The following is a 14148-nucleotide window of genomic DNA, read 5'->3' on the forward strand; positions in this document are numbered from 1 at the left end:
ATGCGGGCGACCAGGGCCGCCCGACAATCAACAGGCCATTATTGGTCACTGCTGGTTTTTTTCTTTGCGCGCTTGGCCTTGGTGGCAGCGGCAATTTTCTTGGTCTTGGTGGATGCTCTTTTCGCTTTAGCTTTGGCCTTTTTCTCGGCCAATGCTTTGTCATCTAACTTAGCGGCAGCATCTGCCGGGCGGAAAGCGCTATCTGGCTCAAAGTTTGCCGGTTTTTTAGCACGACGAGGGTGTTTCTGCCCACTTCCTGCTGGCGCGCCATCACGACGTGATGAGCTCGATGAGCTACCACGACCGCCACGACCAGTGGAGGTATCGCGCATCGTGCGCTGACCATCGGCTTTCTTGGCTTTATCACGCGCTGTTTTACCTTCACCGCGCGGTTTACGGGTACTGGAAACCAGAGCAAAATCAATTTTGCGCTCATCCATGTGTACCGCCTCAACCCGGATTTCCACGGTATCACCCAACCGGTAAACCTGACCTGAGGACTCGCCAATCAAACGCTGGCCAATGTTGTCGTAACGGTAGTAGTCATTATCCAAACTGGAAACATGCACTAAACCATCAATAAACAAATCATCCAGACGGACGAAGAAACCAAAGCCGGTGACGCTGGCAATAATCCCGGTGAAGACTTTCCCCACCTGATCCTGCATAAAATCACACTTCAGCCAATCTGCAACATTACGAGTCGCTTCATCAGCGCGGCGTTCAGTCATTGAGCAATGTTCGCCCAATTGCAGCATATCTTCGTACTCACTGTGCCAGCCGCCGGTTGGTGTCCAGCGCTCTTTCACATTACCGTGTTCTTTGGCAAGCTGATACTTGATAGCCCGGTGCATAGCCAAATCGGGGTAACGGCGAATGGGTGAGGTAAAGTGACCATAAGACGCCAACGCCAAACCAAAGTGACCACGGTTTTCCGGATCGTAAATCGCCTGTTTCATCGAACGCAGCAACATGGTTTGCAGCATTTCATGATCCGGACGATCCGCAACTTCATCCATCAGCACCGCATAATCTTTTGGCTCTGGTTTCAAACCACCACCCAGTGTCAGACCCAGCTCACTGAGTACACTACGCAGCGCTGAAATATGGTCATCACTTGGGCGGTCATGCACTCGGAACAGTGCCGGTTCGTTATGTTTTTCCACAAACCGCGCGGCGGCGATATTCGCCAGAATCATGCACTCTTCAATCAACTTATGCGCGTCATTACGCACCGTCGACTCAATACGCTCGATGCGCCGTTCGGCGTTAAAGATAAACTTGGCTTCTTCGGTTTCGAACGCAATACCGCCACGCTCAGCGCGAGCCTGATCCAACGCCTTGTACATGGTGTGCAGTTCTAACAGATGCGGCACCAACGGCTTATATTGCTCACGCAGTGATTCTTCGCCGTCAATGATTCGCCATACTTTGGTGTAGGTCAGACGCGCATGGGAGCTCATCACCGCTTCGTAGAACTTATACGACGACAGCTTACCCTGCGCGGAGATGGTCATCTCACACACCATGCACAGGCGGTCTACCTGCGGATTCAGGGAGCAAAGGCCGTTTGATAGCACTTCCGGCAGCATCGGAACAACTTGTGACGGGAAGTAAACCGAGTTACCACGGCTACGCGCTTCATCATCCAGTGCAGTGCGCGGGCGCACATAATAACTGACATCAGCAATCGCCACCCACAAGCGCCAGCCGCCACCGCGTTTTTTCTCGCAGTAAACAGCATCATCGAAGTCGCGGGCATCTTCACCATCAATAGTCACCAAGGGCAAATTGCGTAAATCCACTCGGCCTTTTTTCGCTTCTTCCGGCACCTGCTCTTTCAGGTCAGCAACTTGTTTTTCAACTTGTGGCGGCCAGGTATGTGGGATCTCATGAGTGCGCAGTGCGATATCTACCGCCATGCTGGTCCCCATGTTCTCACCGAGTACTTCAACAATCTTACCCACAGCTTTAGTACGGCGGGTCGGGCGCTGGGTCAACTCGACCACCACCATATACCCCATCCGCGCGCCATTAATGGCATCTGGTGGGATCAGAATATCAAAACTCAAACGGCCATCATCCGGCACCACAAAACCCGTACCCGCATCAGTAAAGTAGCGCCCGACAATCTGGCTGGTTTTCGGTACTAATACGCGCACGATACGTGCTTCACGACGACCTTTGCGGTCAGCGCCAACAGGTTGGGCCAATACCACATCGCCATGAATCGCGGTTTTCATTTGCTCTGCTGAGAGGTACAGGTCGTCTTTACTGCCTTCCACTCGTAAGAAACCAAAGCCATCACGATGACCAATAACAGTCCCGCGCAATAAGTCCAGGCGCTCCGGCAAGGCGTAGCACTGACGACGGGTAAAGACCAATTGCCCATCACGCTCCATCGCGCGCAGGCGGCGACGCAGCGCCTCTAGCTGTTCTTCACCCGATAAATTAAGTTCATTTGCCAGTTCTTCACGGCTGGCAGGTGTTTCGCGTTTCGCGAGATGAGCCAAAATGAATTCCCGACTAGGGATGGGTGACTCATATTTTTCTGCTTCTCGCTCCAAGAATGGATCTTGTGACATTGCGGTTCCTCCGTTGTCAGCAGCAGCCTTATACCCTACGTACTTGAAGCCGCAGGGGTGTTAGCTGCGCGCGCTCACCCGAATCACTTACCAGTGTAAGCTCATCGGGATTCGTTTACTGGCTGCCTACCAGCAACTCCAATTACTTTGGGTATATATATCTTTGATTAAGCAAAAATCTACTCAACAAGTAATAGCTTGTAGAGCGGGGTATTATCTTGAACCATATCGGCTAAAGTATAGTTATCCAGCTCGTTAAGAAAACTTTGTACCGCCTGATTAAGCACTTGTTTCAAGCGGCAAGCGGGGGTTATATGGCAAAAATCACTACTGCAATTGACCAGAGAAAGTGGTTCTAACTGGCGCACAACGTCACCAATTCGAATTTGGTCAGCCGGTTTACCTAACCGTATGCCGCCATTCTTCCCCCGTACAGCGGTTACAAACCCGACACGACTCAACTGATTGATTATTTTAACCATATGATTGCGAGACACGCCATAGACCTCAGTCACCTGAGAAATGCTGGTCATTTGGCCTTCAGGCAGCGAGGCCATATAAGTCAGCGCCCGCAGACCATAATCAGTAAAACTTGTTAACTGCACGTATACCCCTGAGCATCAGTTTACCCGGCTTAAACCCATCTAAGATGACACATTTTGGATAGGTTAATAAGTGCGATTCTAAGTGCTATTTAGAAACTTATAGATTGAATGATAAACCAGCCACAAAGCTTGCGACTAATCATTTAGATAAAGGGCGGGTTTTTTGATATAAAAATGGCTTATCAGAGGTCACTTCTGCAGACAGCAACGCCAAGTTCGCGGGGTATATATCCTAAATAATAAACCGGACATAAGCCCGGTTTATTAGCGTCTGAATTCTGATTATTTAGCTATTTGCTAATGAATCATGCATCAAATGGGTCGCGCAGGATCATGGTTTCTTCACGATCAGGGCCGGTAGAGATGATATCAACCGGAACGCCTGTCAGCTCTTCTACGCGCTTGATGTAGTTGAGCGCTGCTTGTGGCAACTTACTGTGTTCTTTTACGCCAAAGGTCACTTCTGACCAACCTGGCATGGTTTCGTAGATTGGCTCAATACCTTCCCAGCCTTCAGCAGCCAGTGGAGTGGTATCAACTTCGCGCCCATCTGGCATGCGGTAGCCAACACACAGTTTCACTTCTTTCAGACCATCCAGCACGTCCAGTTTGGTCATGCAGAAGCCAGACAAGGAGTTGATCTGCACAGCACGACGTACTGCAACGATATCCAACCAACCGGTACGACGGCTACGGCCAGTGGTTGCGCCATATTCGTTACCTTGCTTACGCAGGAACTCACCTGTTTCATCGTTCAGTTCAGTCGGGAATGGACCTGCACCAACACGAGTGGAATAGGCTTTCACAATACCCAGAACGTAATCAACATAACGTGGGCCAAGGCCAGAGCCTGTAGCAACGCCACCCGCGGTGGTGTTAGACGAAGTCACGTAGGGATAAGTACCGTGGTCGATGTCGAGCAAGGTGCCTTGAGCGCCTTCAAACATCATGAAATCACCACGCTTACGCGCACTGTCGAGCAATTCGGAAACATCAACTACCATTGCGGTCAGAATATCGGCGATAGCCAATACTTCATCCAGCACTTTTTGATAGTCAACCGCTTCTTCTTTGTAGTAGTGCACCAACTGGAAGTTGTGGTAATCCACAATTTCTTTCAGTTTGATGGCGAAGGTTTCTTTGTTGAACAAATCACCTACGCGCAGACCGCGGCGGGCAACTTTATCTTCATAGGCAGGGCCGATACCTCGACCGGTAGTACCAATTGCTTTTGCACCACGTGCTTTTTCACGCGCATTATCCAGAGCCACATGATATGGCAGGATTAATGGGCATGCTTCGGAGAGTAACAGTCGCTCACGTACAGGCACACCGCGCGCTTCAAGGTCTGTCATCTCTTTCATTAAGGCGTCAGGTGCCAGTACAACACCGTTGCCGATGATGCTGGTTACGTTTTCACGCAGAATACCTGAGGGAATTAAATGAAGAACGGTTTTCTCACCGTTGATAACCAAAGTGTGGCCAGCGTTGTGACCACCTTGATAGCGCACAACATATTTAGCCCGTTCAGTCAGCAGGTCAACGACCTTGCCCTTACCTTCGTCACCCCATTGGGTGCCCAGTACGACGACGTTCTTACCCATCTCAAAAATCACCAGGTTGCTTAAAAAAGGATTCTAACATCTCACTCGGCTGCTTTCAGTACTTTTTAACACATAACTGAACAATTTTTGTGCTTACATTTAGCCACCCATGCGGCTACGCAACATGTAGTAGATAACGACACCAGCAACCACTAATCCTCCACCAAAACGACGTAAAGTGGCATCCGGTAATTGGGTCATTGCCAGAATCATTTTGCGCCAGGCTTTGGGATAAAGCATCGGGCCAAGCCCTTCCAGCACAAAAACCAAACCCAATGCTAATAAAATGGTTGAATTCATTTTCTGTCTCAATCAAATGAAAAGGATTGCCCCAAATAGAAAAGGCCCGCGTGAACGGGCCTTACTGTTACGGTCAAAAACGGTCTGTCACAGCAGTCGTTATGGACGTTTGCTAGAGTTATCCGGCGATTTCATATAGCGGAAGAAATCGCTATCCGGGCTCAGAACCATCACATCGTTACCGCTGCTGAAGCTGTTTTCATACGCGCGCAAGCTACGAATGAATGCATAGAAGTCAGGGTCTTTACTGAATGCATCAGCAAACAAACGAGCCGCTTCGGCATCACCGCCACCACGAGTAATACGCGCCTGACGCTCTGCTTCTGCCAGGGTACGAGTCACTTCATAGTCAGCTGTTGCACGCAACTTTTCTGCTTCTTCCTGACCTTGTGAACGGTGACGACGGGCTACCGCTTCACGTTCAGCACGCATACGTTGGAAGATAGCGTCAGAGACTTCAGCCGGTAAGTTGATTTGCTTGATTCGCACATCAACAACCTCAATCCCCAGCGCTGCCATGCTGTTCGGGTTAACCGCTGGCTGTTTGCCACGGGTTTCCTGTTCAACACGCGCTGCCGCAGAGGCAATAGCATCATCAGCTTCGGTGGTAACAGCCTCATCACCCACGCTACCGGTGTTCAGTGCATCACGAACATCAGACGTCAGACGACCACGTGAGTCAGTAACGATGTCGCGCACATTCAGGCGACCAATCTCAGAACGCAAACGGTCACTAAATTTACGTTTCAACAGCACTTCAGCCTGAGAAACATCACCACCACCTGTGGCCAGATAGTAACGGCTAAAATCGCTGATACGCCATTTCAAATATGAGTCAACAATCAGGTCTTTCTTCTCGTTGGTCACGAAACGGTCGGCCTGGTTATCCATGGTTTGAATACGGGCATCCAACGTCTTCACTGTTTCGATAAACGGTATCTTGAAGTGCAGGCCTGGTGCATACACCAGAGGCTTGTTATCACTATCACGTAATACCTTGCCAAAGCGCAGTACGATCCCGCGTTGGCCTTCTTGTACCACAAACAGCGAAGCGTAGAGTGCGACTAACACCACAACGACGATAAGTAAAAAAGACTTACGCATTGGTTATTCTCTCCCTACGCGAGTGGAAGTATCACGCTGAGCATTCGCCCGGCGCTGATCCATGATAGAGCCACTGTTTGAGCTGGTACTTGTGTTACTGGCACCAGACTCTTGGCTGCTATTAGCAGAGGAAGGCGGATTCAAACGAATCAGACTTGTGTCTTTACTGCCATCTGCTTTATCTGCACCTTGGCCACGCATCAGTTGATCCAGTGGCAGCACCATCAGACTGTTACCTTTGTCATTAGCCAGCACTTTGCGGGTATGACCGAGGACTTTCTCCATGGTTTCGATGTACAGACGTTCACGGGTAATTTCCGGTGCAGCCTTATACTCAGGCAACAACTTCGCAAAACCAGCAACTTCACCCTGCGCTTCCAACACTTTACGCGCGGCATAAGCACGAGCATCTTCTAACAGACGCTGTGCCTGACCATTAGCACGAGGCTGTACTTCGTTGGTGTAAGCTTCTGCTTCACGAATATACTGTTGTTCGTTTTCACGAGCAGCAATCGCATCATCAAATGCCGCTTTAACTTCTTCCGGCGGACGTGCTGCCTGGAAGTTAACGTCCAGCAGAGTGATACCCATGTTGTATGGACGAATAGTTTCTTCCAGTACACGCTGAGTATCGCTACGAACGATGGTACGGCCTTCAGTGAGGATTTTGTCCATGGTGTATTTACCAATAACACCACGTACTGCGCTATCAGTAGCCTGACGCAGACTGTCATCCGGATTAGTCACGCTAAACAGGTAAGCGGCCGGGTCAGTCACACGGTACTGCACGTTCATTTCGATGCGAACGACGTTTTCATCAGAAGTCAACATGACACCAGATGCCGCCAATTCACGCACAGATTCGACGTTAACCGGGGTGACTTCATCGATAAAGGTCGGTTTCCAGTTCAAACCAGGCTGTACAATGTGGCTTAATTTACCCAAGCGAGTCACAACACCGCGCTCAGCTTCTTTAATTGTATAGAAACCACTTGCCGCCCAGATAACCACAACCGCAACTACAGCGATACCAACGATACGGCCACTGAAACCAGGGCCTTTTGACGCACCATTGTTATCATTGCCGCCATTACCGTTGCCGCCACCTTTACCCGTGAGGCTACTCAGTTTTTTGCTCAGTTTCCGGAAGATATCATCCAGATCCGGCGGCCCTTGGTCACGACCACCTTTATTATTGTTATTTCCGCCAGAGTTGCCGCCATTATTATTGCTGCTCCCCCACGGATCGCGGTCCTGTCCGTTATTACCGGGCTGATTCCACGCCATGTTTTAGCTCCATTCTTCTATGATTGGTTTTCTTCAGGCCAAGAGCACATGCCAAAGAAGCTGGCTCTTAATCTCACAAGAAAGGTCAAGTCACTCATTAATTAACCGAGCTTGGTTCACTAATAATATAACTGACCAACTCCTGCTCTTGTTTACAGAGACGACGCCAATCAACGATAGGCATTCTCACCACCATACCGACGTTCCCGTCCTCGTCTATCCACTCTTTTTCAATTGCCTGAAGCTGGTAAAAACGGCTACGTAAACGGCCTGCCTGAGGCGGCAAACGCAGTTCAAAGTGTGCGTTCTCACCTGAAAGACGCTCCGTTAACGCTTGAAAGAGCAACGGGATACCTGCGCCGGTTTGGGCTGATAGCCAAACTCTGACTGGCAGATTTTCTTCGTTGCGATCAATTCGCGGGACGAAATCATCCAACAAATCAATTTTATTCATTACTAATAATGTAGGAATTTCATCCGCTTCTATTTCTGCCAATACAGAATCGACTGCGGCCATATTCTCGGCTACCCGAGGATCAGCTGCATCAATAATGTGTAGCAGTAATGAGGCTTGCCGCGTTTCTTGTAATGTTGCTTTAAAAGCAGCAACCAGATCGTGCGGAAAATGCCGGATAAAGCCTACCGTATCCGCCAACACTGTATCGCCCACATCAGCTACATTAATGCGGCGTAAAGTGGGATCCAGCGTGGCAAATAGTTGGTCAGCCGCATAGACATCAGCTGCCGTAATTTTATTAAACAGGCTAGATTTACCGGCGTTGGTATATCCCACCAAAGAAACTGTCGGGATATCTGCGCGAGTACGTGCGCGCCGCCCTTGCTCACGCTGCTTTGCCACGCGCTCCAAACGGCTTAAAATCAAGCTGATACGGTCACGCAGCAAACGACGGTCGGTCTCCAACTGGGTTTCACCTGGCCCTCTTAGGCCAATCCCCCCTTTCTGACGCTCAAGGTGCGTCCAGCCGCGTACCAAACGAGTCGCAATATGGCACAATTGCGCTAATTCGACCTGTAATTTACCTTCATGGGTACGGGCCCGTTGGGCAAAAATATCTAAAATCAGGCCAGTCCGATCAATAACCCGGCACTCACACAAACGTTCAAGATTTCGCTCTTGCGCTGCGGAAAGGGCATGATCAAACAGGACAACAGACGCACCACTGGCTTTCACTGCGTCAGCAATTTCTACTGCCTTTCCCTCGCCCACAAAAAACTTAGGATGCGGTGCTTTGCGACTACCCGTCACAATTTGCAAAGCTTCTACGCCCGCAGAAGATACCAGCGCTTCGAACTCACGCAGATCCTCTGAGTTTTTGTCTTGCGAGAAATAGATATGAACCAGTACGGCCTGCTCACCGCCTTCATAACGGTCAAACAAACGAGCAACCTCTCAAACGGATCAAAACCGCTAGTGCGGAGAACATAAGCCCGAATCCGTTGCTTATGTTCCCCGTCATGGTTGACCAGCAATGCGCTTTATTCAGCGTCATCGCTATCCTGCTGCGGCTGTTGCGGCGCAGATGGATTACTACCATGATAATTATTAGTGCTACCACTCGGATTATTGCTGTGATGCGAAACCGGGCGAGAAGGCACTACAGTAGAGATGGCGTGCTTATAAACCATCTGGCTGACTGTGTTTTTTAACAGAATGACAAACTGATCAAAAGACTCAACTTGGCCCTGCAGTTTAATGCCATTCACTAAATAAATAGAAACCGGAACCCGTTCACGACGCAATGCGTTCAGGAACGGATCTTGCAAAGATTGCCCCTTAGCCATTCTATATTTTCCTTATTTGCTTGTTGTTATTAACTAAGAACCTATCGGCTCGAAAATAAACTGCGTAAAAAAATCCGCGCGTTGAGTACTAATCAATTGTACACAATCATTCAACCTATGCACTAACAACCTGTATTACAGAGTCTAAAGCCTCTCCCGGCTTATCACTGTCGAGCCACTGGACTGAACCCCAGCCCCGCAACCAGGTCATTTGGCGCTTTGCCAGTTGACGTGTCGCACAGATTCCGCGGTAAACCATTTCGTCGTAATCAATCTCACCAGACAGATAAGACCACATCTGCCGATATCCCACACAACGAATGGCTGGCATATCCGTATGCAAATCACCACGGTCAAAAAGCGCCCTAGCCTCTGTTTCAAACCCTGCATCCAGCATCTGATGAAAACGTAACTCAATCCGCTGGTGCAACAGTTCCCGGCTAACAGGCGCAATCGCAAATTGGTGAACCCGATACGGTAAGGTTTCACCTGAAATTTTAGTCAGTTCTGTTAGAGTTTTACCTGAAATAAAAAAAACTTCCAGTGCTCTGGAGAGCCGTTGGGGATCATTAGGATGAATTCGCGCCGCAGCAACGGGATCGATCTCAGCCAGTTGCTGATGTAAAACTTCCCAACCCAGTTCCGCTGCCTGCTGTTCAATACGCTGGCGCACTTCCGGGTCTGCTGACGGCAATGGAGATAATCCATCCAACAGCGCTTTAAAGTACAACATAGTCCCCCCCACCAGCAGCGGAATACGCCCAGCGGCGGTAATGTCGGCCATCTCTTTTAATGCATCTTTACGGAAATCGGCGGCAGAGTATGATTCTGCTGGATCGCGAATATCAATTAACCGATGTGGTGCTAATGCCAGTTCCGCGGCACTGGGTTTCGCCGTGCCGATATCCATACCGCGATAAATCAGGGCTGAGTCGACGCTAACAAGCTCGACAGGTAGCCGCTGTCTCAGTGCAATGGAGAGCGCTGTTTTACCCGAGGCAGTTGGTCCCATAATAAAGATTGCCGGTGGCTGGTCTAGATTTTCAATATCATTCATGTTTCAAGGTTGCCAATGCGGCCTTTATATCAATAGGTTGTAATAGCCCCGCTGGCGGTGATTTCACCAACTGCGGGCAAAGACGTTCAACATCCGTCAATAACTGTATCGCTTGAGACACATTCCATACCTCATGTTCGCTACCTAGATGGCGAGAAATCCATGTGGCGAGAGCATCTGGCGATATCTCTTCATGTTGCGACAGATAGCCTAACAGTTCCGGTATCAGTTTTTGTAAATTTTGTTGGCGTAATGGTAAAGATACTGCACGTAAAGTCGCTCTTGTGTGCTCAACGGCCAATTCTATCCCCATGGTCGCTAACAACTTCTGATGACGCTGGCAGGCGGTCGCCTCATTTTTATCTAATGTCAGTTTTAATGGAATAAGTAATGGCTGAGGACGTAGCCCCTCGGCAGGCGGATTCAATTGAGCTTGTTTTAACCAACGCTCGGCCACTGTCAGTTCAAGTAATGCTATGCCCTGCTTATATTCAATAAGAGCATAGCAAGGTGGAAATACGGTGAACACCCGGCCAAAACTGTAATTATCGCCATGCAGTGGCTCATCAGTCGATATCTGACGCGCTACTGGAGCTGTCGCGGCCGAAGGTTGACTGACTGCCGCCGGTTTATTCACTATGGCTGGCTGTACCAGTTGACGATATAACTCACCTTGCTGTTTTTGGTAAGGTTCGCCCGTGTGATAAGTGGGAGTTCGTTCGCGGGCTATTGAGCGCTCAGTGGTAGCGGTTCGCTCAGGAGACAACGTTCGTACAACTGGCGCGCTTGTCGCCGGCTCCGGTTGTGCATATTTATTAACCCCTGCCGCCACGCGATTTTCTGGCTGCCAGCGCGGAGCCTCAATCTCTTCGCCATCTTCATTAATGTTCAGCACCGGAGTCGCTGTTTGCTGTAATACCGTGGTGACCGCTTGATAAATAAAGTCATGCACCAGCCGCGCCTGATGGAAACGCACTTCATGCTTAGCCGGATGCACATTCACATCGACCTGATGTGGGTCAATATCCAGATACAATACATAGGCAGGCTGCTGGTCGTCTTTGAGTAAATCTTGATAAGCCTGGCGGATTGCATGATTGATCAGCCGGTCGCGCATCATACGGCTATTGACGTAGCAATATTGCATTTCACTCAGTGTGCGGCTGGCGGCAGGATCAGCGACCCAACCGCGAATCGTCAAATCGCCATGCTGCCAGGAAATCGCCAGCGCATGCTGCAAAAATGCCGGGCCACAGATACTCGCCAACCGGCGTTCATGTTGGGAAGGATCAGGGGCTGCGCGATATTGACGCATCAACTTACCGTTATGGCTGAGATTGATGGCTACATCAAAGCGCGCCAGTGCAATGCGCCGCACCACTTCATCAATATGACCAAACTCAGTTTTCTCAGTCCGCATAAATTTACGGCGGGCGGGCGTGTTATAAAATAGATCCAACACTTCCAGAGTACTACCGACCGGATGAGCCGCAGGTTTGATGGTCACGGCCATATCGCGCCCTTCGGCATAAGCCTGCCAGGCTTCATTTTGTTCAGCCGTGCGTGATGTCAAAATCAGACGCGAGACTGAACTGATACTGGCTAATGCCTCGCCGCGAAACCCCATACTGAGGATAGCTTCCAAATCTTCCAGCGAACTAATTTTACTGGTCGCATGGCGCGCCAGTGCTAATGCCAAATCGTCTTTACCAATACCACAGCCATTATCACGGATACGAATCAGTTTCGCGCCACCACGTTCGATATCAATATCAATCCTGCTGGCACCTGCATCCAGACTATTTTCCACCAACTCTTTCACCACCGACGCAGGCCGCTCTACCACTTCACCGGCGGCAATTTGGTTAGCAAGCTGTGGTGGCAGAATCTGAATTGGCATAGCAGTTCCTTTCGCTTACGACTGTGGAATAGTCAGTGTTTGCCCAAGTTGGACATTACCTGACTTTATCTTATTCGCCCGCTCAATCTCACTCATCGACACACCATATCTGGCTGCAATAGCCGACAGCGTATCACCGCGTTTTACCTGATGCTTAACCGGCTGGCTTTTGCTCGATTTTGCTTTAGCCACGGTTTTTGGCATGGTGGCCGCGACTGTTGCACCCGACGCAGGGACTTTCAAACGCTGCCCCACCCAGACCACATCATTTTTCAGTGTGTTATTTTGCCGCAATACTGCCATGCTGACGCCGTACTGACTGGCAATACCGGATAAAGTTTCCCCGCGTTGCACTTTATGAATCTGGCTTCTATTTTTCGTAACGACATCTACCGCTGCCGGCTTGGCAGCAGATGCTCTGCCACTTTGCGCACTACTGACAACCGGCTCTGGCTGACTAACACCTGAACGTTGTGAAGAAGAATCAACCGCCGCCGTTTCAATGAGCGGGCGGTTTTCGACCTTTGGGTCGGCTTGTAGCGGATGCGCGAGGAAATAACTGCGCAAACCTTTATAAATGGCTTGAGCAATTTTCTCCTGATACGCGCTACTGCCAAGCAGCCGCTCCTCCGTACTGTTACTGATAAAGCCGGTTTCCACTAACAATGACGGAATATCCGGTGAACGCAACACTCCAAGACTGGCATGTTCCGGTCGACGTTTATGAATGTCACCCACTCTTTGCAGCTCATTGAGAACTTTGGTGGCTACGTCATAGCCCACCCGCTGTGAGTGACCAAATTGCAGATCAAGAACAGCCTGACTCAAATAAGGGTCAGAAGCGGTATTGGCCAATACATCACCAGCACCGCCAAGTAGTTCAGATTGCTTCTCATGCTGCTCCAGCCAGTTACCCATTTCACTGTTGGCGCGGCGGTTCGACAAGACCCAAACCGACGCCCCGGTTGCGCTACGGTTAGGTGCCGCATCAGCATGGACAGAGACCAACACGTTAGCACCCTGCTTACGCGCCACATCGGAACGGCCCATGACCGAGATGAAATAGTCGCCATTACGGGTCAACACGGGTTTAAACATTGGGTCACTGTTAAGCAGAGCTTCTAGCCGACGGGCAATAGCAATAGTGACATTCTTCTCTTTCAGGCCATTTTGCCCAATAGCTCCGGGATCCTGACCACCGTGACCGGCATCAATAGCGACCACCACACGGGAGCTGTTCGCCGCACTGGAGGTTTTAATCGGACGCGAAGTATTCGTCGTGACGCTTTCGCTGCTCACCACCACGGTTGGTTTGTTGTTAAAGGGGTTTTTAGCCACTGAATTTGTATTGGCGCTAGTGACCCGAGGTGCCGCCTGTGAGGTTAAACGTCCAGCATTCGGGCTGGGCGTATTAGTTTGATTCAGTGGCGCATTGTTCTGGCTTACATTATTTTGATTTTGGCTTAAAGTCGGTTGCGTTTGCCGAACAGGGGCGCTGGCTGCCGCAGACATAGTCATCACGACGGTGTAATTGTTACCTGACTGCTGAGTCACAGCGCGCGTTTTGGCTTTTTGTGTCAGTTCCAGTACCAGACGGGTGCTTTGCGCATCTTTCGGAGTACTGGAGCGGATTCTTTTCAGCAGATTCTGGCCACTGAACTCCAGCGGTAATCCGGAAAGATTGCCACTTTGACGCACATCAAACACCACCCGCTCAGGCGAGTTTAAAGAGAAAAATGCATAAACTGGCTGCCCATCAAAACTGAGCGTTACCCGGCTTTCCGTCGGGCCGTTATTCACTTTAATATCAGTTAGCTTCGCGGCAAATACAGAAGGTAGGGTAAACAGCCCCACAATAACCAACATGACAGCGGTAAATGAACGTTTCCAGCGCGTTTTTTGC

Annotated in this window: 11 protein-coding genes; all 11 read right to left on the bottom strand. The window is 49.9% G+C overall.

Annotated elements, in window-relative coordinates; translation table 11 throughout:
- Positions 1-38: 38 nt before the first annotated feature.
- Positions 39-2585, bottom strand: coding sequence for a ribonuclease R (gene rnr / locus ACF3VQ_RS18820; protein ID WP_392432514.1), 2547 nt, complete (start codon positions 2583-2585; stop codon positions 39-41).
- A gap of 179 nt (positions 2586-2764) precedes the next feature.
- Entirely contained in the window at positions 2765-3190 is a 426-nt protein-coding gene (nsrR, locus tag ACF3VQ_RS18825) for a nitric oxide-sensing transcriptional repressor NsrR (protein ID WP_392432515.1), read from the bottom strand.
- A gap of 305 nt (positions 3191-3495) precedes the next feature.
- Positions 3496-4794, bottom strand: a complete 1299-nt coding sequence (locus tag ACF3VQ_RS18830) for an adenylosuccinate synthase (protein WP_005175500.1) — start codon at positions 4792-4794, stop codon at positions 3496-3498.
- Between the two features lie 99 nt (positions 4795-4893).
- Positions 4894-5094 (bottom strand): DUF2065 domain-containing protein, encoded by a 201-nt coding sequence (locus ACF3VQ_RS18835; RefSeq protein ID WP_392432516.1) that lies wholly within the window; start codon positions 5092-5094, stop codon positions 4894-4896.
- A 99-nt stretch (positions 5095-5193) separates the two neighbouring features.
- Positions 5194-6198, bottom strand: coding sequence for a protease modulator HflC (gene hflC / locus ACF3VQ_RS18840; protein ID WP_005156425.1), 1005 nt, complete (start codon positions 6196-6198; stop codon positions 5194-5196).
- Positions 6199-6201: 3 nt separating this feature from the next.
- Entirely contained in the window at positions 6202-7485 is a 1284-nt protein-coding gene (gene hflK, locus ACF3VQ_RS18845; RefSeq protein ID WP_392432517.1) for an FtsH protease activity modulator HflK, read from the bottom strand.
- Positions 7486-7582: 97 nt separating this feature from the next.
- The gene (gene hflX / locus ACF3VQ_RS18850) at positions 7583-8884 is read right to left on the bottom strand and encodes a ribosome rescue GTPase HflX (RefSeq protein ID WP_392432518.1); all 1302 of its coding nucleotides are present in this window, start codon (positions 8882-8884) and stop codon (positions 7583-7585) included.
- A gap of 98 nt (positions 8885-8982) precedes the next feature.
- On the bottom strand, positions 8983-9288 hold the full coding sequence (gene hfq, locus ACF3VQ_RS18855; protein WP_004392473.1) for an RNA chaperone Hfq: 306 nt from the start codon (positions 9286-9288) through the stop codon (positions 8983-8985).
- A gap of 115 nt (positions 9289-9403) precedes the next feature.
- Positions 9404-10345 carry a tRNA (adenosine(37)-N6)-dimethylallyltransferase MiaA gene (gene miaA / locus ACF3VQ_RS18860; protein ID WP_392432519.1) on the bottom strand — a complete coding sequence of 314 codons (942 nt, stop codon included), beginning with the start codon at positions 10343-10345 and terminating at the stop codon, positions 9404-9406.
- Positions 10338-12245 carry a DNA mismatch repair endonuclease MutL gene (mutL, locus tag ACF3VQ_RS18865; protein WP_392432520.1) on the bottom strand — a complete coding sequence of 636 codons (1908 nt, stop codon included), beginning with the start codon at positions 12243-12245 and terminating at the stop codon, positions 10338-10340. The genes miaA and mutL overlap by 8 nt, the downstream gene beginning before the upstream one ends.
- A gap of 15 nt (positions 12246-12260) precedes the next feature.
- The gene (gene amiB / locus ACF3VQ_RS18870; protein WP_392435705.1) at positions 12261-14111 is read right to left on the bottom strand and encodes an N-acetylmuramoyl-L-alanine amidase AmiB; all 1851 of its coding nucleotides are present in this window, start codon (positions 14109-14111) and stop codon (positions 12261-12263) included.
- Positions 14112-14148 lie beyond the last annotated feature (37 nt).

The organism is Yersinia fenwicki (assembly GCF_043099325.1).
GTDB lineage: Bacteria > Pseudomonadota > Gammaproteobacteria > Enterobacterales > Enterobacteriaceae > Yersinia.